Raw genomic sequence first — 19,673 nt, 5'->3', positions numbered from 1 at the left:
TTCGGCTCAGGGACGCGCGGCGATGTCGAGCACCCGCAGCACGGCGGGTCCCCCGACGATCAGGAAGATGCAGGGCAGGATGAACGCGATGGTGGGCAGGGTGAGCAGCGCGGGCAGCCGCGCCGCACGTGCCTCGAAGCGCATCAGCGTCTCGTGCCGGAGCTCGGTCGATAGCGTGCGCAGCGCCTGCGACAGCGGCGTGCCGTATTGCAGCGTCTGCGCGAGCGTCCCGCCCAGCCGACGCAGCGAATCGAGCCCGGTGCGGTCGCCCATGTTCTGCAGCGCGAGGCGGCGATCGGACAGGATGCGCAGCTCGGTGCTGACATTGGCGAATTCGGTGGCGAGCGCGCGGTTGGCCTCCGCCATCTCGGCGGCGACGCGCTCGACGGACGCCTCGAGCGGCAGCCCGGCCTCGGCGCAGATCACCATCAGGTCGAGCGCATCGGCCAGCCCGCGCTCGACCTGCCGGGCATTCGCGTCCCGCATCTTGCGCAGGATCATGTCCGGCAGGACCAGGCCCGCGATCGCCGCCCCGGCGACGAGGAAGTTGCGCAGCATGGGCGAAAGCCCGCCGGAGACGAGCAGCGTCGCGAGCGGCAGGCCCACCATCAGCAGGACCTTCGCGCCGATGAAGACGGCGACGGCCCGCGGGCCGCGGAAGCCCGCGGCGACGACGGTGCGCTGCAGCTCGGCCAGCGTCTCCCCCTTCACGATCCCGCTGCCGAGGATCGCCTGGCCCACGGCGCGCGCGATGCGTTCCGGCAACGGGGATTCCTTGCGCCCCGCCGAAGGCGCCATGCCCCGCAGCAGCGCGATCCGCCCCTGCATCTTCTCCGCGCGCCGCAGGCGCGGCAGCAGCGCCAGCACCATCGCGAAGGTCACGACGCAGATGCCCAGCGCGATCTGGAGGAGCAACGCCCGGTTCACGACAGGCTCCGCCGGATGATGGCCTTCATCGTGGTCAGGCCGAGCGCCAGCGAGCCGATGGCGAAGGCCAGCACGATGTTGCCCCGCGGGTCGCTGAACAGGGTCAGGATGTAGCGCGGGTTGATCAGCAGCAGCGCCGAGGCTGCGAAGACCGGCACGGCCGACAGCACATAGGCGCTGGCCCGCGCCTGGCTCGCCAGCGCATGGCCCCGCTGGCGCGTCGCGACGCGCTTGCGGACCACGTCGGCCAGGTTGTCGAGCGTCTCGGTCAGGTTGCCGCCCGCACTGTTCTGCAGCGCCAGCGCCACGGCGAAGAAGCGGTATTCCGGCAGGCCCGACCGGCGGGCGAGCCGGCGCAGCACCTCGTCCATGGGGATGCCGATCGCCAGCTGGTCGGACAGCATGCGGAACTCGGCCCCGGTCGGGTCGGGCAGTTCCCGCCCGACCGTGCGCAGCGCCTCGACCACCGGGATGCCGGCGCGCACCGCGCGCACGACCATGGCCAGCGCGTCCGGCAGCTGGCGGTAGAGCGCCTCGGCCCGCTTGCGATGCGCGGCGGCGAAGACCCAGCGCGCGATGCCGACCCAGCCGAAGATCGTCGCGGCCCAGCCGAAGGGCCCGAACAGCGACACCGCGTAGAAGCCGGCGATCGCCGCGGGCAGCGCCGCGAGCAGCACGACGGCCGGCGGGGTCAGCGGATACTGGTCGAGCCGCTCGGGATCCCAACCGAAGACCCGCGAAAGGTAGCGTTCGACCGGTTCGGGCATCCTCGCCCAGCTTGCCTTCGGCGCGCGCTGCGCGACGCGGCTGCCCATCCGCACCCGCGCATGCGGCAGCGAATGCGCGGCGAAGCGCTCGGCGAGCCGCCGGCCACGGCCGCGGTTGCCGGTGCTGCGCAGGCCGACAAGCGCGGCGCCGATGCCCAGGAGCAGCGCGAGGAGAAGGGCCGCGAAGCCGCTCACGGCGCGTCCTCCTCCAGCGCCGCGAACCAGCTGCGCTCGAGCCCGTAGTAGGCGAGCCGCGGCGCGAAGCCCGGGCGGGCGCGGCTGACCTTGTAGCGCCCGCGCAACTTCCCCCCGGGGTCCTCGCCTTCGTACTCCCACTGGAAGATGTCGTTCAGCACGACGACTTCGCCTTCCAGGCCGACGACCTCGGTGATCTGGGTGCAGCGGCGGACGCCGTCGCGCATGCGCTCGATCTGCAGGATGATGTCGACGGCGGAGACGATCTGCTGGCGGATGGCGCGCGCGGGCAGGCTGGTCTGGCCCATCAGCACCATGTTCTCGATACGGGTGACGGCGTCGCGCGTGGTGTTGGCGTGGATCGTCGACATCGAGCCGTCATGGCCGGTGTTCATGGCCTGCAGCATGTCGAACGCCTCGGGGCCGCGGCACTCGCCGAGGATGATGCGGTCGGGCCGCATACGCAGCGCGTTCTTCACCAGGTCGCGCTGCGTGACCTCCCCGCGCCCTTCCAGGTTGGGCGGGCGGGTCTCGAGCGGAATGACGTGCGGCTGCTGCAGCTGAAGTTCCGCCGCGTCCTCGCAGGTGACGATCCGCTCGGTCGGGTCGATCAGCCGCGACAGCGCGTTGAGCATCGTCGTCTTGCCCGAGCCCGTGCCACCCGAGATGATGATGTTGAGCCGCGCGCGCGAGGCGATCTCGAGGATCCGCGCCATCTGCGGCGTGATCGACCCGTTCGTCACCATCTGTTGGAAGTCGATCTTCCGCTTGGCGAATTTGCGGATCGACAGGCAGGGTCCGAGCAGCGAGAGCGGCGGGAAGATGATGTTCACGCGGCTGCCGTCCGGCAGGCGCGCATCCACCATGGGGCTGGATTCGTCGATGCGCCGGCCGATCTGCGCCGCGATCCGCTGCGCGATGCCCGCCAGGTGCACGCCGTCGCGGAACCGCACGCCCGACAGGGTGAGCTTGCCCGATTGCTCGATGAAGACGCGGAACGGGCCGTTCACCATGATGTCGGTGACTGTCTCGTCCTCCAGCAGCGGCGCGAGCGGGCCGAGACCGAGCATGTCGTCGACGAGCTCGGCCGCCACTTCCCGCTGCTCGCGCGCCGAAAGGCCGATGCGCTGCTGGTCGGCGATCTCGGCGATCATGCGCTCGACCTCGGCGAACAGCGCCTCCTGCGGCAGGGCGGCGACCGAGGCCGGGTCGATGCGCGCAAGGCAGAGCGCGCGGAGTTCGGCCTTCTGCCGCTGTTGCGGCGGCAGCGCGGCGACCACCGGGGCGGGCGGCGCGGCGGCCATCGCCTCGGCCGGCTGCGGCGCCGCAGGGGCGGCCGGGGCGGCCTCGCGGTCGCGAACCAGCCGGCCGAAGGACGGGGCGGGGATGTCTAGCGGAACCATCGCGCGAAGAGGCCCTTGCGCGCCTCCTCCTCGCCTTCGATGCGCAGCGACGCGACTTCCTGCACGAGGGAGAGCACCGCCTTGCGGAACGGCCCGCGCCCGGCAGCCGCGGGTTCCCCGAGATCGGCCGCGCCGGGCACCAGCTTGGGCAGCCAGGGCACGACGAGGTCCGGTGCCTCCCCCAGCGCTTCCTTCACCTGCGCTTCCGACAGCATGCCGGGCTGGCCGGCGCAGTTCAGCACCGTGACGGCACGGCGCGACTGGGTCGGCGCGTTGGGAATGGCCGCGAAACGCAGCATCTCCCGCGCGCCGGCCAGGCTCGCATCGGTCACCAGCACGCGCTGATGCGCCATGTCGAGCACTTCCCGCCCGAAGCCGGAACTGCGCGCCGGCAGGTCCACCACGACGAAGTTGTAGCGCCGGCGCAGCATCGCCAGCAGGCGCGCGGCGGCACCCGGCTTGGCCTGCACGGGCTCGAAGGGCTTTTCCTCGGCGGCGAGGACGTGAAGGCGCTCGCCGGCCGGCTGGGCGGTGCGCTCCACGAACAGCTCGTCCACCCGTTCGGGATGTTCGAGCGCCGCGCGCAGGCCGCTCGTGGTCCGCGCGCCGAGCAGCAGCGCGGCAGCCCCGCCCTGCAGGTCGGCATCGAACAGCGCGGTGTGACGCCGCGCCTGCTCGCCCAGGTGCCACGCCAGGTTGGCCGCCAGCGTGGTCGCGCCGACGCCGCCGCGCACGCCCGTCACGGTGATGACGCGCCCGCCGCGCAGGTGCATGTCGCGCTGGCTGGACCCCTGGCGGAGATAGGGCAGCAGGTGGCGCGCCACCATTTCCTGCGTCAGCGGCTTGAACAGGTATTCGAGCACGCCGAGGCCGCGCGTGAGCTGGCGATAGAAGGCGGCGTCCTGGCGCTCGCCGATGACCAGCACGCGGACATCGGGCTCGACCACCATGGCGAGTTCCTCGAGCGCCGTCAGCGGCTGCTCGACGCCGCTCACATCGACGACGAGCGCCAGCGGCGTCCCCGAGCGCTTGAGTGACTTCGTCGCCGCCACGATGTCGCCGCGCCGCACCTCCGCCCCTTCGCCGAGTTCGGCGAGCAGCGTCTCGCGCAGCACCGCATCCGAGTCCGGATCGGTCACATAGGCGATCAGCGGCGCCCGGTCAGCGAGCGGGGTGCTCGCCTTGGCGGCCGCCGCGGAGAGGCGATCGGGTCCGTCAACGCCCGCCATCGCCGCCCCCGCCGGCCGCGCTCGGCATCGGGCCCTGGCCCGTCGCCTGCACGCGAGACACGCTGGATGCCGGCAGCGGCCGCACGCGGTCGTGCCGGTAGCGGTCGACCGCCTGCGCCATCACCCGCCCATCGGCGTGGCGGTCGTCCACGCCGCGGTCGAGCATCGCCGGATCGGCGACATGGATGCGCAGATTCGCCTCGTTCGACCCCATCGGACGCCAGACGCCCTCGCGCGTGTAGGGATCGATCGAGGAACATCCGCCAAGGAGAAGCAGGAGCGTGAAGGCCATGCGCCGCATCGCGACCTCCTCAATCCAGGACGAAGCCGGGGTTGCCCGACAGCGCGCGGGACGCCTGCCCGCGCGGCTGGGCCGGCGGCGGCGAACCTCGCCCGCTCTGCCGCAGCAGCAGGATGCGCTCGACGTCGTTCGGCGGCACGAAGCCGTCGGTCGGCGCCGAGAGTACGCGCGCGCTCTCCGCCGGGCGCACCAGGTAGGGCGTGATGATGATCACGAGCTCCGTCTCGTTGCGCTGGAAGCGGTCGGACCGGAACAGCGCGCCGAGGATCGGCACCTCGCCCACCATCGGCAGCGCGCGGCCGGTCTGGCGGGAGGAATCCTGCAGCAGCCCCGCGATGGCGAAGGCCTGGCCGGAGCCGAGTTCGACGGTCGTCTCGGCGCGGCGGACGGTCAGCGCGGGCACGGTGATCGCGTTGTTGTTGCCCGACAGCAGGCGCACCGCGCCCTGCTCGGACAATTCGCTGACCTCCGAGCGGATGCGGAAGGAGATCCGGCCATCGGACATCACCGTCGGGACGAAGGCGAGGCCGACGCCGAACTGCTTGAACTCGATGGTAACTTGGTTCTCGCGCTGGCTGACCGGGATGGGGAATTCGCCGCCCGCGAGGAAGGAGGCCGTCTCGCCCGAGGTCGCGGTCAGGTTGGGCTCGGCCAGGATGTTGACCAGCCGGTCCTGCGCCAGCGCGTCGATGACGGCGTTGATGTCGCGCAGCTCGGCGGCGCCCGTGCGGAAGCCGAGGCCGATGCGGTCGGACGGCGCGGTGCGGTCGAAGGCGAAGTTGAAGGTCTCGAAGGCGAGGCCCGGCGGGCCACCCACCAGCGTGCCGATGCGCCCGATGGACCCCAGCGCCTGCCAGTTCACGCCGAGTTGGCGCGTCACCTCCCGCGAGACTTCCGCGACGCGCACGCGAAGGTTCACCTGCGTGACGCCGGTGACGGAGATGCGGTTGTCGATCGGGATGCGCTCGTTCTCGAGCCGCGAGCGCAGCAGCGTCTGCGCGCGCTCGGCATCCGCCGGCGCCGTCACCTGGCCGGAGACGACGATGCCCCCGGGGCCGGCTTCGACGCGCAGGCTGCGGTTGCCGGGGAAGGCGCGGCGCAGCGCCGACTGAAGGTCGGACATCAGGAAGGCGGAAGGCCGGACCGTCACTTCCCACTGCACGAGCGGCGCGCCGGCGGAATCCATCGCGGCGAGCGTCGTGCGCCCAGGCGCCACGCCGAAGACGAAGACGCTCGTCGGGCTCGCCGGGCGCATCTCGGCGATGCGGGGGTCGGCGGCGAACAGGCTCGCCGCGGGCGCGGCGAGCACGACGATGCGCCCGGTGCCGGCCTCGAGCGCCATGCGCTCGATGCGCAGCCCGGGCGGCGACTGCACCATGGGCAGGGAGTCCGGCGCGGGCGCCGCCTGCTGCGCGAAGGCGGGTGCGGCCATCAGCAGCACCACGCCGAAAGCCGCGCGGACGGCCGCGCGGCGCCTGAGGATCTTCCTCATCGAAAGCGTATCTCCTCGACCCGTCCTGGGCCCCCGAAGACTCGGACCGTCGCCCCGCTCGCCGCGGCAGCGGATGGCCCGCTGCCGGCCGGCGTGAAGGCGCCGCTGACGTCGCCGCCCCAGACCGGGCGCTGCACGACGCGTTCCTCGATCGGCGTGCCGGCCGCCCTCAAGGCGAGGGAGAGGCGGCCGAGCCGACTTGCCACCGCGACGCGGGTCGCCTGGTCGGCGCTCACTTCCAGCGTCACGGTACGATTGCTCTCGCGCAGGGAATCGCCGACCGCGCCGGGCTGCATGCCCTGCACCAGGTGGCGATCGACGGCGATGACGCGCGCGGCGTGCAGCACGGCTTCGCCGGCGACGCGGCGCGCGGGCGCCGTCTCGTTCTCCTCGAAGGCCTGCGTCAGGATCAGGTCCACCCGGTCGCCGGGCCAGATCAGGCCCGCGGTGCCCGTCACGGCATCGACGCCGACGGTCACGGCGCGCATCCCCGGCGCGAGGACCGCGGCGAGGAAGCCGTTCTCGCCCGGACGCAGCACGCCTTCCAGGCGCAGCGGATCGCCCGGCGCCAGCGTGCGGCGCACCATCGCGCCGATCATGTCGATGCGCGCATCCAGCGTGTCGCGCAGGGAATCCGGCGGCAGGTCGGCGAGCAGCACCTCGCGCGCCGCGATGTCCTCGGGCTTCAGCAACGTGCCCGCCTGCACGGCGCGCGCGGCGACCAGCATGGTCGCGCGCTGCGGCGGCGCGGCCTGCGCCGCCTGGGGCGCGGGCGGCGGCGGCGCGAGCGCCACCACGCCGAGCAGGCCGAGCCCGGCGACCCCGACCAGCACCACCACGATCAGGACGAGGCGGACGGCCATGGTTCAGACCCCGGTGCGGATCAGGACGAAGAAGGTGCCGGCGGCGATGGCGACGCCGTAGGGCAGCGGCGCCCCGCGGCCGATGCGCCAGGCCTCGCAGCGCAGGACGCGGCCGATGGCGCCCGAGGGCATCGCCACGGGCAGGCCGGCATGGCGCCGCAGCAGCAGGTGGCAGGCCGCGAGGAGCCCGCCGGCGATCGCGGTCGCAAGCAGCAGATGGGGCACGGCAATGGGCGGTACGAGCAGGGCGGTCGCCGCCAGCAGCTTCACGTCGCCGCCGCCCAGCACGCCGCGCCGCCAAAGCATGAAGGCCGCGAACAGCACGAGAGAGGCGGCAATGCAGGACAGGAAAAGCGGGCCCAGGCCGGAGGCGGCGTGCCGTGCGACGCCCAGCAAGGCGATGGCGGCGACGAGCGCGTTCGGGATCCGCCGCACCGCGACGTCGCGGAAGGCGGCGGCCGCGAGCACGGGAAACGCCACCAGGGCGATCGCATCCGGCATCGTCGGGGCGGGGAACGGGACCATCGCTTGCACCTTGGCGGGGTCCACGTGAAGGAAGAGTTTAGGGCCGCGGTCGCGCAGCCTGGCCGTGGGGCGGCGAAGCCATGCCTCGCCGCCCCGCCGGCATCAGGTCGGCGCCACGAACTTCGCGGCGATGCCGTTCAGCATCGCATCGAGGTTGCCGCCGAGCAGCGTCAGCCCGCCGATGATCGCCACGGCGATGAACGCCGCGATGAGCCCGTACTCCATCGCCGTCACGCCGCGCGTATCGGCCTTGAGCGCGGACAGGCGCGCCAGAATCGTCTTTGCCATGGTCTGTCTCCGAAGACGCGCGCCACCCCTTCGGGCGCGCGGGGGAATGGAGGCCAGGCATCCTGCCAGCCATCGAGCAGTCCCGGTCGGATCACCAGCGGCGATGGATCATCGCCAGGTACCCGAAACCGTCCCTCAGCGACATTTGACGAGACTGGACTTAAAGAACGGTGAAGGCGGTCGACAATCTCATCACGGCAGTTCGACGAGGCGATCACCAAGCAGCGAGAAGAAGGCATCGGCGTCGAGCGCTTCGAGCAGCAAGGCGTTCGCCGGCTGCCGGTTTCTCTCCCAGCGGTCGATCGCCGTGCGGCCCCGCCCCATGCCCTGCGTCTCGACCGCGGCATGCACGCGCCGCGTGGTGAAGATGTGCGGCGCGAGCAGCCACGCCACCGCGCAAGGGTCGTGCAGCGGAAAGCCGCGAAGACCGAATCGCCGCGAAGCCGGCACCGAGCGCAGGATGGCGAGCGCAGCCGCGAGGCAGGCTCCGCTGCCCGCGGCCTCCAGCGCCGCGAGTCGTGCCGGTGTCACCAGCGCCTGCCCCGTCAGGTCGAGCGTCGCGAGCGTCACCGGCCGCCCGCAGGCGAGCAGGACGGCGAGCGATTCGGGGTCGGACCAGGCGTTGAACTCGGCCGATGGCGTGATGTTCCCCTCCGCCATGGCGCCGGTCATCAGCACGATCTCCTCCACGCGCGCGGCCAGCGCCGGCTCGGTCGCCAGCGCCAGCGCGAGGTTCGTCGCCGGTCCGATGCCGATGAGCGTGACGCGCGGTTCGGTCCGCAGCAGCGCGCGGATGGCGTCCGCCGCGATGCCGCGCGTGGCGGGCGGGCCGTCGGGCAAGGCCACGCCGCCGATGCCGTCCGCCCCATGCACGCGCGGCTCCGAGGTGAAGACGCCGAGCAGCGGTCGGTCCGCGCCCGCCACGACCGGTACGGCGCGGCCGCCCAGCCCGACGATCGCGCGGGCATTGGGCAGCGTGCGCTCAAGCCCCGCATTGCCGCCCGCGACGGTGACGAGGCGAACATCCAGTTCGGGGCTCGCCAGGGCGAGCCAGAGCGCGATGGCGTCGTCCGTGCCGGGATCGGTGTCGATGACGCAGATGCGGGCTGTCATGCGAGTTCCTGTTCGACCAGGCCGCACCAGAAGGCGGCGCCGTGCGGCAGCGCCGCGTCGTTGAAGTCGAAATGCGGGTTGTGGTGCACGCCTTCCGGATGCGCCGGGTCGCCCGTGCCGAGGAACACATAGGCGCCCGGCCGCTGCGCGAGGAATTCGGAGAAATCCTCGCCCGGCGTCAGCGGCGGGTGGTCGTCCATGGCGCGCGCATCGCCCAGGGCCGCGCGCGCCGCCCGCACCGCGACCGCCGCCTGTTCCGCCCGGTTGATGGTGGGCGAGATGCGGCGGATGTAGCGCGGTTCCGCCACCATCCGGCAGGTCGCGGCGATGCCGTGCGCGACGGCGGCGATCCGCGCCTCCAGATGCGCGCGCACCTCCTCGCTGAAGGAACGGGCGGTGCCACACAGAAAAACCTCGGCGGGGATGACGTTGGGCGCGCGGCGCGCCCCGGCGGCGATGTGGCCGACGCTGAGCACCGCCGCCTGCAGCGGGTCGATCTCCCGCGCCACGACCATGGGCAGCGCGGCGATGAACTGCGCGGCGGCGAGCGGCGCGTCGGAGCCCAGATGCGGCCGCGCCCCGTGCACGCCCGCGCCGCGGAACGTCACCTCCCAGGTGTCGGAGGCCGCCAGCACCGGTCCCTTGGGCACGGCGACGGTGCCGACCGGCAGCCCGGGCAGGTTGTGCAGGCCATAGACGGCATCGACGGGAAAGCGCTCGAACAACCCGTCGGCCACCATCCGGGCGGCACCGCCGCGCGATTCCTCCGCCGGCTGGAAGACGAAATGCACCGTGCCGCCGAAGCGGTCCCGGTTCGCCGCCAGCCAGCGCGCGGCGCCGAGCAGCATGGCCGTGTGCCCGTCATGCCCGCAGGCATGCATCTGCCCGGGCGCCTCGCTGGCGTAGGGCAGGCCCGTCGCCTCCGGCATGGCGAGCGCGTCCATGTCCGCGCGCAGCGCCACCGCACGGTTGCCGCCCGTGCCCCGCGTGCCGGTCAGGCTGCCGACCACGCCGGTCACGCCGATGCCTTCCGTCACCGCGATGCCCCAGCCGCGCAGCAGGCCGGCAACGATGCCGGCGGTGCGCCGTTCCTCGAAGCCGAGTTCCGGGTGGCGGTGGAAGTCGCGCCGCCATTCCTCCATCTCGGGGACGAGCGGGGCGAGATCCTCGGGGCTGGGCATGGGGCGCTCCGTTGCTGCGCTGCGGCGAAGATGCCACGCTGCGTCCCCCGCCGCCACGGATCGCGCCATGGAGTTCTGGCAGGGCTTCGCGGCGCAGGGCGCCGAGGACGGCCCTTTCACCGACCGCTTTCCCGCGCCCATGCCGGACGGATCCCGCCTGGTGCTGCCGTTGCGCGACTACGGCGATGTCGCGGTCGCGGGCTTCATCGCCAACCAGGCGGCGATCCCGGTCGCGCGGCGCATCGGCGGCTGGATGGCCGAGGCCGCGCGCGACCTCGGCGCCGATATCGTCGTCGGGCTGCCGACGCTCGGGCAGGTTTTCGCGCCGCTGGTCGCGGAGGCGCTGGGCCATGCGAACTGGGTCGCGCCCGGATGGTCGCGCAAGCGCTGGTATGAGGAGTCGCTCTCCGTGCCCGCCTCCTCCTCCACCGCGCCGGCCGAGCGCCGGCTGTGGCTCGATCCGCGGCTGCTGCTCCGGCTGGCCGGGCGACGGGCGCTGCTGGTGGACGATGTGATCTCGACCGGCAGCTCGGCGCTGGCGGGCCTCGCCTTGCTGGAACGCGCCGGCGTGCGGCCCTTGGCGCTGCTGGTGGCCATGGCGCAGGGCGATCGCTGGCGCGCCGGCTGGCCGGCCGACCTGCCCGTGCGCGCGGCCTTCGCCACGCCGCTGTTCGCGCGCGTGCCGGGCGGCTGGATGCCGCGCCCCGGCACGGCGCCGACCGATCTCTGTCCCCTGATGCACGCGAAGGCCACCGCATGAAGCGCCTGCTGCCCGCCGCCCTCGCGGCGCTGATCGCCCTGCCCGCCGCCGCCCAGGACCGCGCGAGCCTGCGCATCGGCGTGGAGGCCGGCCCCACCAGCCTCGACCCGCACTTCGCCAGCCTGATCACGAACATCGCCTATGCCCGGCACGTCTTCCAGCCGTTGGTCGAGCAGGACCACCGCCAGGTGCTGCGCCCGGCCATCGCCCGGTCCTGGCGCGTGGTCGACGAGACGACCTGGGAACTCGAGATCGATCCCGATGCCCGCTTCAGCGACGGGCGGCCGGTGACGGCGGAGGACATCGCCTTCACCATCGCCCGCGCGGGCGACGTGCCGAACAGCCCTTCCTCCTTCCGCTACGCCACGCGCCCGGTCGCGGCGGTGGAAGCGGTGGGCCCGCGCACCGTCCGGCTGCGCACGAACGGCCCCTTCCCGCTGCTGCTGAACCAGCTCGCGCTGGTCATGGTCGTGCCGAAGCAGGACGGCCTGACGACCGCGGCCTTCAACGACGGCTCCGCGATGATCGGCAGCGGGCCCTATCGCCTGGTGTCCTGGCAGCCCGGCCAGCCGGTGCGCTACGCGCGCAACGCGGCGTATGCCGGCCCGGCGCCCGCCCATCCGACGGTCGAGTTCCGCCCCATCCCGAATGCCGGCGCGCGCGTCGCGGCGCTGCGCTCGGGCGATGTGGACCTGATCGAGATCGTCCCGCCCGACCAGTTCGCGCGGCTGAGGTCCGATCCCGCCTTCGCGACGGCCGAAAGCCCGTCCAACCGCCTGATCTTCCTGACGCTCGATTCGGGGCGGGAGGACAGCCCGCATGTCCGCGTGCCGGAGGGTTCCCCGCTGCGGAACCCGCTGCGCGATGCGCGCGTGCGCCGGGCGCTGTCCATCGCCATCAACCGGGAGGCGCTGGTCTCCCGCGCGTTGCAGGGCCAGGCGGTGGCGGCGGGGGATCTCGGCCCGGCGGGCTATTTCGGCACCTCGCCCGACCTGGCGCCGCCCGCCTTCGACCTCGATGCCGCGCGGCGCCTGCTGGCCGAGGCCGGCTTCCCCCGCGGCTTCGCCGTGCAGGTGAACGGGCCGAACGACCGCTACGTGAACGACGAACAGGTGGTGCAGGCGATCGCGCAGATGTGGACGCGGCTCGGGCTGGCCGCGACGGTCGAGGTCAAGCCGCGCGGCGTCTGGCTGACCGAGGCCGCGCAGCTCCGCTACTCGGTCAACCTCGCCGGCTTTTCCCCCAATCCGGAAGTGCTCGGGATGCTGGAGACGCAGATCCACTCCTGGGACACGGCGCTCGGCCTCGGCACGGCGAACCGGGGCCGCTTTTCCGACCCGGGCATCGACGCGATCATCCAGCGCGCGCGCCGCACCATGGACGACCGTGAACGGGAACGCCTGACGCAGGAAGCGACGCGTCGCGCGCTGCGCGAGGAGACGGCGCTGATCCCGCTCTATTTCCAGGTGAACACCTGGGCGATGCGGCACGGCGTCACCTATCAGGCGCGGACGGACGAAATGACCCTCGCCTTCTCCGCCGGGCGGGGCGACTAGCGCGGGGCGACCGCGACGACGACCTCGTTGCGGCGCAGCGCGGGCACCGTCCAGGGCGGGTCGTAGAACCAGGCCTGGACCTCGCCCATCGGGCGCCAGCCGCCGGCCTCCAGCGCCGCGAGCAGCGCGGCGCGACGGTCCGCGACCGAAGACGCGCCCGGCAGGCCGGAGAAGCGCAGCACCGCGACCGTCTCCTCCGGCACCGTGACGAGCGCGACGCGCGGGTCGTTCGGGACCGGCAGGGTTTCCATCGTGAAGCGCGCGGGCATGAAGAAGCGGATGCGCGATCCGTCGCCGGACTGGGCGACGGGTGCCGTCATGGCGATCCGCTCGCCCGGCGACTGCGCCACGGGGGCGGTCATGGCGATGCGGTCGCGCCGGGCATTGCCGCCGAAGATGTAGCCGGCGAGGCGACGGAAGCCCTCCTGCCGCGCTTCCTCCTCCGATCCCTCGACGGCGGTCTCGGCGGCGATGCGGGCGGCGTAGCGGCGGATCTCCACCTCACCCTCCCGTGCGACCACGGTGAAGGCCGGCTCCTCGGTGCCGGAGCGGATTCCCACGACCGAGCAGGCCCCTAGCAGGACGCTGGACAGGATCGCGGCGAGGCGAAGGGCCATGGGGCGGTGCACTCCGGCATGGCCTGGATATGGCGCCGCCGCCCCCCTTTGCGAAGGGCCGGGGCCGTGCGCTACTTCGGGGGAAGCGACAGCGCAGGGGACGACCAGGACATGCCGGACGACGGCGGCGCGACCGACCGGATCGCCTATTCGGCGCCGATCGGCGACGAGGTGAAGACCACCACCTGCTACATGTGCGCCTGCCGCTGCGGCATCCGCGTGCACCTCAAGGACGGCCGCGTCCGCTACATCGAGGGCAACCCCGACCATCCCGTGAACAAGGGCGTGCTCTGCGGCAAGGGCAGTGCCGGGATCATGACGCAGTATTCCCCGGCCCGGCTGCAGGCGCCGCTGAAGCGCGTCGGGCCGCGCGGGTCGGGCGAATTCGCCGAGATCAGCTGGGAGGAGGCGATGGAGATCGCCACCGGCTGGCTGAAGCATGTGCGGCAGACCGATCCGCGCCGCCTCGCCTTCTTCACCGGCCGCGACCAGTCCCAGTCGCTGACGGGCTTCTGGGCGGCGCAGTTCGGCACGCCCAACTTCGCCGCCCATGGCGGCTTCTGTTCCGTCAACATGGCGGCCGGCGGGCTCTACACCATCGGCGGATCGTTCTGGGAATTCGGCGAGCCGGATTGGGAGCACGCGAAGTACCTGATGATCTTCGGCGTCGCCGAGGACCACGATTCCAACCCGATCAAGACGGGCCTCGCGGCGCTCAAGGGGCGCGGCGCGAAGGTCGTGTCCGTGAACCCGGTGCGCACCGGCTACTCGGCGGTGGCCGACGAATGGGTCGGCATCCGGCCCGGCACGGACGGCCTGTTCATCATGGCGCTGATCCACGAGCTGATCCGCACCGACCGCGTCGATGGCGAGTTCCTCGTGCGCTACACCAACGCGCCCTGGCTCGTGGTGCGCAATCCGGGCGGGGCGGATGACGGGCTGTTCGCGCGCGACGCCGATGGCAAGCCGCTCGCCTGGGACCGCGCGCGCGGCGCGATCGCGGCGGACGACGTGTCGCTCAGCGCCGTCCTGGTCGGCGAGTTCACGCTGCCCGATGGCCGCCGTGCCCAGCCGGTCTTCCAGCTCATGGCCGAACGCTACCTGGGCGAGGACTACGCGCCCGAGGCGGTGGCGGAACGCTGCGGCATCGGCGCGGACCGCATCCGTCGCCTGGCGGCCGAGGTCGCGGACATCGCCTTCAACCAGCCGCTGACGCTCGACATCCCCTGGACGGATGTCTGGGGCCGCAGGCACGAGACGATGGTCGGCCGGCCCGTCGCCTTCCACGCCATGCGCGGCATCAGCGCGCATTCCAACGGCCTGCACACCTGCCGCGCGCTGCACATCCTGCAGATGCTGTTGGGCGCGGTCGATACGCCGGGGTCCTGGCGCTACAAGTCGCCCTTCCCGCGGCCGATCCCGCCCGGACCCGGCCCGGCGGGCCGCGGGGCGAAGCCGAACACGCCGCTCACCGGCAACATCCTCTCCTTCCCCTCCGGCCCCGACGACCTGCTGGTGGAGGATGACGGCACGCCGATCCGCATCGACCACGCCTTCTCCTGGGAAGCGCCGCTCGGCCTGCACGGGATGATGCACACGGTCATCGGCAATGCCGAGAAGGGCGACCCGTACAAGATCGACACGCTCTTCATGTTCATGGCGAACATGGCCTGGAACAGCGCCATGAACCCGCTGGAGACGATCCGCTGCCTGACGGCGCAGGACGAGGACGGCGAATACGTCATCCCGCACGTCATCTACTCGGACGCCTATTTCAGCGAGACGGTGCCCTACGCCGACCTGATCCTGCCGGACACCACCTATCTCGAACGCTGGGACGCGATCAGCATCCTCGACCGGCCGATCGGCTCCTCCCACGGTCCTGGGGATGCGATCCGCCAGCCGGTGATCAAGCCCGACCGCGACGTGCGGCCCTTCCAGGAAGTGCTGATCGAGCTCGGCGCGCGGCTTGGCCTGCCGGCCTTCGTGAAGGAGGATGGCTCGCCGAGGTTCAAGGACTATCCCGACTACATCGTGAACCACCAGCGCATGCCGGGCGTCGGGCCGCTCGCCGGCTGGCGCGGGGAGGACGGTTCGAAGAAGGGCGTGGGCGAGCCCAACAAGGACCAGCTGCAGCGCTACATCGACAATGGCTGCTTCTGGCGCCACACCCTCGCGCCCGAGGAATCCTACTTCAAGCACGCCAACGCCACCTACCTCGCCAACGCCAAGGCGATGGGGATGATGGGCAACTCGAACCAGATCGTGCTGCAGATCTGGTCGGAGCCCTTGCAGAAGTTCCGCCTCGCCGCGGAAGGCCATGGCGCGAAGCAGCCGCCCGCGGCGCTGCGCGACCGCGTGCGCACCTACTGCGACCCGCTGCCCTTCTGGTACGCGCCGCTCGAGCAGCAGCAGCACGATACCGATCCCTTCCCGCTGTCCGCCGTCACGCAGCGGCCGATGGCGATGTACCATTCCTGGGGCTCGATGAACGCCTGGCTGCGGCAGATCCACGGCTCGAACAAGCTGTATATGTCGCGCGCGCGGGCCGAGGCCGAGGGCCTCGCGCAGGATGACTGGGTCTGGGTCGAAAGCCGCAGCGGGCGCGTGAAGGCGCAGCTTTCGCTGATGGAAGGCGTGAACCGCGACACAGTCTGGACCTGGAACGCGATCGGCAAGCGCGCCGGCGCCTGGATGCTCTCCCCGAGCGCGGCCGAGGCGCAGCGCGGCTTCCTGCTCAACCACGTCATCAGCGAATGGCTGCCGGCGCAGACCGGCCCGCGCCTCGCCAACGCCGATCCCGTTACGGGCCAGGCCGCCTGGTACGATCTGCGCGTGAAGGTGACGAAATGCGCCCCGGGCGAGGACGGGATCACCGACCCTCTGCCGACGCTGCTGGAGCCGCCGCCCAACATGCCGGAAACACCGGACATCCTGCGCTACAACGCCGGGGGAGACCGCACGTGACATCCCTGCCAACGCCGGCGCCCGGTGCGAAGAAGCTCGGCCTCGTCATCGACCTCGACACCTGCGTCGGCTGCCATGCCTGCGCGACCAACTGCAAGGAATGGAACACCAGCGGCCACATGGCGCCGCTGCCCGACCGCAACGCCTATTCGGCGGGGCAGGAAGGCGTCTGGTTCAACCGCGTCCATGCCTATGAAGCCGGCGAAGGCGAGGAAGGCCGCACGGTCCACTTCCCCCGGTCCTGCCTGCATTGCGAGACGCCGGCCTGCGTCACCGTCTGCCCCACCGGCGCGTCGTACAAGCGCGCCGAGGACGGCATCGTGCTGGTCAACACCGACATCTGCATCGGCTGCCAGCTCTGCGCCTGGGCCTGCCCCTACGGCGCGCGCGAATTCGACGACGACCAGGGCGTGATGAAGAAGTGCACGCTCTGCGTCGACCGCATCTACAACGAGACCATCCCCGAACCGCAGCGCGTGCCCGCCTGCGTGTCCACCTGCCCTGCCCATGCGCGGCATTTCGGCGACCTCGGCGACCCGGAGAGCGCGGTGTCGAAGCTCGTGGCCGAACGCGGCGGCGTCGAGCTGATGCCCGAGCTCGGCTACCAGCCGGTCAACCGCTACCTGCCGCCGCGCCGCGCGCCGAAGGCCGATGCCGGCCCGCCGAAGGAGGCCGGGCCCCTGCCCTCCCGCATCACGAACCCGCTGCTGCGCTGGGTGGACAAGGTGCTGTCGCGATGAACCCCGCGCCCTCGATCGTCTTCTTCACCGTCGCATCCGGGGCCGGCTACGGGCTGCTGTTCTGGATGGGGCTGCTGCGGCCGCTCGGCCTGGTGCCGGGCGGGGCGGCCTTCGGCGCCGGCGCGGTCGGGCTCGCGCTGGTGCTCATCATGCTGGGGCTGCTGTCCTCCACCGCGCATCTCGGGCGGCCGGAACGCGCCTGGCGCGCGCTGAGCCAGTGGCGGTCCTCCTGGCTGTCGCGCGAGGGCGTCGCGGCGGTCGCGACCTTCGCGCCGGCCGGACTGTTCTTCATCGCGGTCATCGGCGGCAAGGAATGGCTTGCCTGGTGGACCGGGCTGCTCGCGGCCGCGGGCGCGGCGGCGACGGTCTACTGCACGGGGATGATCTACGCGTCGCTGAAGCCGATCCGGCAATGGCACAACCCGCTGACCACGCCGGGCTACCTGCTGTTCGGCGCCTTCTCCGGCGCGGTGCTGCTGGCGATGCTCGCCGCCTTCTGGGGCGCGGCCGCGGTGCCGGCCGCGATCGCCGCCCTGCTCGGCGCCGGGAGCTTCATCTTCAAGCGCGTCTACTGGGCCAGCATCGACGCCGCGCCACCGGTCGCGACGATGGAAAGTGCCACGGGCCTCGGCTTCATCGGCAAGGTGCGGCCGCTCGATCCGCCGCACACCGAGACCAACTACCTGCTGCGGGAGATGGCCTTCCGCATCGGACGCGTCCATGCGGCACGGCTGCGCCGGATCGCGAGCCTGGCGGGCTTCGCCGCGCCGGCGGTGCTGCTCGCGCTGGCCCTGCCCGCGGGCGGCGTGCCGGCGGGCATCCTGGCGCTGGCCGCGGCGCTGCTGGCGCTGGTCGGGCTGCTCGCGGAACGCTGGCTGATGTTCGCCGAGGCGACGCACACCGTGGCACTCTACTACGGGGTCGGCGAGCCGCGCTGAGCGGCTTGCGCCACCGGGCGCCATGGCCAAGGATCGCCCCCGGGATCAACGGGGGGATCCGGCCATGAAGCGTTCCGACTTCCTCAAGGCCGCCGCCGCGGGCGGGTTCCTCGCCGCGGCAGGGTTGCCGCGCGGCGCGCGGGCGCAGGCGGCGGGCACGCTGCGCGCCGGGCTGAAGCTGAGCCCGACATCGCTCGACCCGCATTTCCGCCTCTCGGGGGAGCAGAACCTGCTCCGCGCCCTGCACGCCCGCTTCGTGGGCATGAGCGCGGACGGCAAGCCCGAGCCCGGCATCGCCGAGCGCTGGCGCCCCGTGAATGACGGCATGGCGTGGGAATTCACGCTGCGCGCCGATGCGAAGTTCAGCGACGGCACGCCCATCACGGCGGAGGACGCCGCCTATTCCATCGCGCGCGTGCCGACCATCACGGGATCCGCCGGCGCCTACCACATCTTCGTCCGCGCCATCACGCGGACCGAGGTGAAGGACGCGCGCACCATCCTGCTGCACACGGCCCAGCCCTACCCCTTCATGGTCGAGGACATGACGGAGGTCGCGATCCTGTCGAAGTCGCTCGGCGCGGAACTCCGCACCGCCGACTTCAACGCGAAGACCGTCCGCGTCTTCTCCGGCCCCTACACGCTGGTCGACTACCGCTTCGGCGAATTCGTCGAGATGCGCCGCAACCCGCACTGGTTCGGCGCCGCGCCGGCCTTCGAGACGGTGAACTTCAAGGTCATCTCCTCGGACGCCAGCCGCATGGCCGCGCTGCTGGCCGGCGACGTGCAGGCGATCGACGAGGTCTCGGTCTCCGACATCGCGCGGCTCAGGCGCGATGCGAACATCAACGTCACGCAGATCCCCGGGATGCGCGTGATGTACATCGCCATGGACATGGACCGGGACGTCTCGCCCTTCGTGCGCGACGCGGCCGGGCAGCCCATGACGCGCAACCCGCTCAAGGATGCGCGGGTGCGCCAGGCGCTGTCGCTCGCGCTGAACCGCCAGGCGATCGTCGAGCGGGTGATGGAAGGGGCGGCGAGCGTCGCCTCCAACCTGCTGCCCGAAGGCACGCCCGGCACATCGGCGAACCTGCGCGTCGTGACCCAGGATGTGGAACGCGCACGCCGGCTGCTGGCCGAGGCCGGCTATCCGAACGGCTTCCAGATCACCATCCACGCGACCAACGACCGCTACCCGAACGACGAGAAGGTGGCGCAGGCCATCGCCCAGTTCTGGACGCGGATCGGCGTGCGGACGGAGGTCCAGACCATGCCGAACGCGGCCTATTTCCCGGCCGCGGCGCGCCAGACCTTCAGCGTGATGGCGGCGCAGTACGGCGCGGACAATATCTCCTACGCCTATCGCGCGCTGGTCCACACCTTCAATCGCGAGCAGGGCTTGGGCACCGCGAACCGCACGCGGCATTCCAGCCCGCGCGCGGATGCCTTGGTCGCCCAGGCGCTGGTCGAGATGGACGAGGCGAAGCGCAACGCGTTGTTCGCGCAGGCGGCCGACATCGCGATCGGGGAGGAGGCGATCATCCACATGGTCTACCACCCCGCCTATGTCTACGCGGCGCGGAAGCCCCTGTCCGTGACGCCCTACTACAACGGAGCCTTCCTGCCGCAGGCGGTGGCGCGGGCGTAGGGATTACGGGAAAGCGTTCTATGCAGGGGGGGTAAATTGGTCGGGCAGGCGGGATTCGAACCCACGACCCCCAGTCCCCCAGACTGATGCGCTACCAGGCTGCGCTACTGCCCGACCGAGGCGCGCCGTTTAGCATCCGCCGCGCCCGCTTGCCACCCCC

Annotated in this window: 18 protein-coding genes and 1 tRNA gene; 6 read left to right on the top strand and 13 right to left on the bottom strand. The window is 72.1% G+C overall.

Translation table 11 applies throughout. The features are described from left to right. Window positions 1-6: 6 nt before the first annotated feature. The 11 genes from J5Y09_RS04725 to J5Y09_RS04675 all read right to left on the bottom strand — a co-directional run bounded on the left by J5Y09_RS04725 (window position 7) and on the right by J5Y09_RS04675 (window position 10,284). Window positions 7-915, bottom strand: a complete 909-nt coding sequence (locus tag J5Y09_RS04725) for a type II secretion system F family protein (protein WP_209350600.1) — start codon at window positions 913-915, stop codon at window positions 7-9. 8 nt (window positions 916-923) lie between these two features. Beyond that, a complete protein-coding gene (locus J5Y09_RS24710) occupies window positions 924-1,889 on the bottom strand; it encodes a type II secretion system F family protein (protein WP_209350599.1) in 966 nt (321 codons plus the stop codon). Further along, window positions 1,886-3,292: a TadA family conjugal transfer-associated ATPase gene (locus J5Y09_RS04715; RefSeq protein WP_245216842.1), complete on the bottom strand. Its 1,407-nt coding sequence runs from the start codon at window positions 3,290-3,292 to the stop codon at window positions 1,886-1,888. The genes J5Y09_RS24710 and J5Y09_RS04715 overlap by 4 nt, the downstream gene beginning before the upstream one ends. Next, a complete protein-coding gene (locus J5Y09_RS04710) occupies window positions 3,280-4,431 on the bottom strand; it encodes a CpaE/TadZ family protein (RefSeq protein WP_209350598.1) in 1,152 nt (383 codons plus the stop codon). The genes J5Y09_RS04715 and J5Y09_RS04710 overlap by 13 nt, the downstream gene beginning before the upstream one ends. A 76-nt stretch (window positions 4,432-4,507) precedes the next feature. Continuing rightward, window positions 4,508-4,813 (bottom strand): hypothetical protein, encoded by a 306-nt coding sequence (locus J5Y09_RS04705; protein ID WP_209350597.1) that lies wholly within the window; start codon window positions 4,811-4,813, stop codon window positions 4,508-4,510. A 19-nt stretch (window positions 4,814-4,832) separates the two neighbouring features. Further along, window positions 4,833-6,314 (bottom strand): type II and III secretion system protein family protein, encoded by a 1,482-nt coding sequence (locus tag J5Y09_RS04700; protein WP_209350596.1) that lies wholly within the window; start codon window positions 6,312-6,314, stop codon window positions 4,833-4,835. Then, a complete protein-coding gene (gene cpaB / locus J5Y09_RS04695; RefSeq protein WP_209350595.1) occupies window positions 6,311-7,177 on the bottom strand; it encodes a Flp pilus assembly protein CpaB in 867 nt (288 codons plus the stop codon). Before cpaB ends, J5Y09_RS04700 begins: the two co-directional genes overlap by 4 nt. Window positions 7,178-7,180: 3 nt before the next feature. Then, a complete protein-coding gene (locus J5Y09_RS04690) occupies window positions 7,181-7,702 on the bottom strand; it encodes an A24 family peptidase (RefSeq protein ID WP_209350594.1) in 522 nt (173 codons plus the stop codon). A 102-nt stretch (window positions 7,703-7,804) separates the two neighbouring features. Further along, on the bottom strand, window positions 7,805-7,990 hold the full coding sequence (locus tag J5Y09_RS04685; RefSeq protein ID WP_209350593.1) for a Flp family type IVb pilin: 186 nt from the start codon (window positions 7,988-7,990) through the stop codon (window positions 7,805-7,807). 192 nt (window positions 7,991-8,182) lie between these two features. Then, a complete protein-coding gene (locus tag J5Y09_RS04680) occupies window positions 8,183-9,103 on the bottom strand; it encodes a nucleoside hydrolase (RefSeq protein ID WP_209350592.1) in 921 nt (306 codons plus the stop codon). After that, window positions 9,100-10,284, bottom strand: coding sequence for an amidohydrolase (locus J5Y09_RS04675; RefSeq protein ID WP_245216841.1), 1,185 nt, complete (start codon window positions 10,282-10,284; stop codon window positions 9,100-9,102). Before J5Y09_RS04675 ends, J5Y09_RS04680 begins: the two co-directional genes overlap by 4 nt. Here J5Y09_RS04675 and J5Y09_RS04670 point away from each other — a divergent pair. Beyond that, window positions 10,283-11,044, top strand: a complete 762-nt coding sequence (locus tag J5Y09_RS04670; RefSeq protein ID WP_408904049.1) for a phosphoribosyltransferase — start codon at window positions 10,283-10,285, stop codon at window positions 11,042-11,044. The two genes, J5Y09_RS04675 and J5Y09_RS04670, sit on opposite strands and share 2 nt — an antisense overlap. Continuing rightward, window positions 11,041-12,600: an ABC transporter substrate-binding protein gene (locus J5Y09_RS04665; RefSeq protein ID WP_209350590.1), complete on the top strand. Its 1,560-nt coding sequence runs from the start codon at window positions 11,041-11,043 to the stop codon at window positions 12,598-12,600. The genes J5Y09_RS04670 and J5Y09_RS04665 overlap by 4 nt, the downstream gene beginning before the upstream one ends. Here J5Y09_RS04665 and J5Y09_RS04660 read toward each other — a convergent pair. Beyond that, window positions 12,597-13,217 (bottom strand): SOUL family heme-binding protein, encoded by a 621-nt coding sequence (locus tag J5Y09_RS04660; protein ID WP_209350589.1) that lies wholly within the window; start codon window positions 13,215-13,217, stop codon window positions 12,597-12,599. The genes J5Y09_RS04665 and J5Y09_RS04660 overlap by 4 nt on opposite strands. Window positions 13,218-13,328: 111 nt before the next feature. On the opposite strand from J5Y09_RS04660, the gene J5Y09_RS04655 reads away from it, so the two are divergent. From J5Y09_RS04655 to J5Y09_RS04640, 4 genes are all read left to right on the top strand, one after another. After that, window positions 13,329-16,184, top strand: a complete 2,856-nt coding sequence (locus J5Y09_RS04655) for a molybdopterin-dependent oxidoreductase (RefSeq protein ID WP_209350588.1) — start codon at window positions 13,329-13,331, stop codon at window positions 16,182-16,184. After that, complete coding sequence (locus J5Y09_RS04650) at window positions 16,181-16,924, top strand: 4Fe-4S dicluster domain-containing protein (protein WP_342451410.1); 744 nt, start codon at window positions 16,181-16,183, stop codon at window positions 16,922-16,924. Before J5Y09_RS04655 ends, J5Y09_RS04650 begins: the two co-directional genes overlap by 4 nt. Then, complete coding sequence (locus tag J5Y09_RS04645) at window positions 16,921-17,862, top strand: dimethyl sulfoxide reductase anchor subunit family protein (protein WP_209350586.1); 942 nt, start codon at window positions 16,921-16,923, stop codon at window positions 17,860-17,862. Before J5Y09_RS04650 ends, J5Y09_RS04645 begins: the two co-directional genes overlap by 4 nt. Window positions 17,863-17,926: 64 nt before the next feature. Further along, window positions 17,927-19,513 (top strand): ABC transporter substrate-binding protein, encoded by a 1,587-nt coding sequence (locus tag J5Y09_RS04640; protein ID WP_209350585.1) that lies wholly within the window; start codon window positions 17,927-17,929, stop codon window positions 19,511-19,513. Window positions 19,514-19,550: 37 nt separating this feature from the next. Here J5Y09_RS04640 and J5Y09_RS04635 read toward each other — a convergent pair. Beyond that, window positions 19,551-19,627: transfer RNA gene (locus tag J5Y09_RS04635), tRNA-Pro, on the bottom strand. Between the last annotated feature and the right edge of the window lie 46 nt (window positions 19,628-19,673).

The organism is Roseomonas nitratireducens, assembly GCF_017813355.1.
Taxonomy (GTDB): Bacteria; Pseudomonadota; Alphaproteobacteria; order Acetobacterales; family Acetobacteraceae; genus Neoroseomonas; species Neoroseomonas nitratireducens.
Note: the sequence above shows the minus strand (reverse complement) of the source record. Positions and strands in the feature narration are given on the sequence as shown.

Bases quoted from the DNA above. Each gene is read 5' to 3' on its own strand.
- J5Y09_RS04715 (WP_245216842.1), bottom strand. From the start codon at position 3,292: ATGGTTCCGCTAGACATCCCCGCCCCGTCCTTCGGCCGGCTGGTTCGC.
- J5Y09_RS04705 (WP_209350597.1), bottom strand. From the start codon at position 4,813: ATGGCCTTCACGCTCCTGCTTCTCCTTGGCGGATGTTCCTCGATCGAT.
- J5Y09_RS04700 (WP_209350596.1), bottom strand. From the start codon at position 6,314: ATGAGGAAGATCCTCAGGCGCCGCGCGGCCGTCCGCGCGGCTTTCGGC.
- cpaB (WP_209350595.1), bottom strand. From the start codon at position 7,177: ATGGCCGTCCGCCTCGTCCTGATCGTGGTGGTGCTGGTCGGGGTCGCC.
- J5Y09_RS04690 (WP_209350594.1), bottom strand. From the start codon at position 7,702: ATGGTCCCGTTCCCCGCCCCGACGATGCCGGATGCGATCGCCCTGGTG.
- J5Y09_RS04685 (WP_209350593.1), bottom strand. From the start codon at position 7,990: ATGGCAAAGACGATTCTGGCGCGCCTGTCCGCGCTCAAGGCCGATACG.
- J5Y09_RS04680 (WP_209350592.1), bottom strand. From the start codon at position 9,103: ATGACAGCCCGCATCTGCGTCATCGACACCGATCCCGGCACGGACGAC.
- J5Y09_RS04670 (WP_408904049.1), top strand. From the start codon at position 10,283: ATGGGGCGCTCCGTTGCTGCGCTGCGGCGAAGATGCCACGCTGCGTCC.
- J5Y09_RS04675 (WP_245216841.1), bottom strand. From the start codon at position 10,284: ATGCCCAGCCCCGAGGATCTCGCCCCGCTCGTCCCCGAGATGGAGGAA.
- J5Y09_RS04665 (WP_209350590.1), top strand. From the start codon at position 11,041: ATGAAGCGCCTGCTGCCCGCCGCCCTCGCGGCGCTGATCGCCCTGCCC.
- J5Y09_RS04660 (WP_209350589.1), bottom strand. From the start codon at position 13,217: ATGGCCCTTCGCCTCGCCGCGATCCTGTCCAGCGTCCTGCTAGGGGCC.
- J5Y09_RS04655 (WP_209350588.1), top strand. From the start codon at position 13,329: ATGCCGGACGACGGCGGCGCGACCGACCGGATCGCCTATTCGGCGCCG.
- J5Y09_RS04645 (WP_209350586.1), top strand. From the start codon at position 16,921: ATGAACCCCGCGCCCTCGATCGTCTTCTTCACCGTCGCATCCGGGGCC.
- J5Y09_RS04640 (WP_209350585.1), top strand. From the start codon at position 17,927: ATGAAGCGTTCCGACTTCCTCAAGGCCGCCGCCGCGGGCGGGTTCCTC.